General features: G+C 68.2%; 1 protein-coding gene. It reads right to left on the reverse strand.

The window, feature by feature from the left end; translation table 11 throughout:
• A partial coding sequence (locus RNC47_RS36380) for an alcohol dehydrogenase catalytic domain-containing protein (protein WP_311605147.1) occupies positions 1 to 262 on the reverse strand: 262 nt, incomplete at its 3' end.
• Between the last annotated feature and the right edge of the window lie 228 nt (positions 263 to 490).

Raw genomic sequence — 490 nt, forward strand, 5'->3', positions numbered from 1 at the left:
GCATGACCTGGGTGGCCGGCACCGCCACCTCGTCCGCGTAGCCGCCCCCGTCCAACAACGCGCACACGCGGTCGCCGACCGTCCAGTCGGCGACGTCGGTCCCGACGGCGGTGATCGTTCCGGCGCATTCGAGCCCCAGCGGGCGTGGTGCCCAATCTGGCACCGGGTAGTGCCCGCGCCGTTGCATGAGGTCCGCGTTGTTGACACCGGCCGCTTCCACGCCGATGACCACCTCGTGGGTGCGGGGGACCAGCGGTTTCACGTTGCGCCAGTGCAGAACTTCGGGCGGGCCGGGGCTGTCGAACAGAATTGCCGAACTCATCGCGCGGCGGCCCAGCGCGAAATGCTGTCCGCATACCGAGGTGTCTCGATACGGCAATGCTTGCCCGACGCCTCCTGCCGAGCCGCGGCGGCTTCCTCGAAGGTCTGCCCGCGTTCGGCGATGAACTTCAGGAAATCCTCGGTGGGGTGGGATGTCACCGTATTGGTG

This window comes from Streptomyces millisiae (genome assembly GCF_031845425.1).
Classification (GTDB): Bacteria; Actinomycetota; Actinomycetes; order Streptomycetales; family Streptomycetaceae; genus Streptomyces; species Streptomyces millisiae.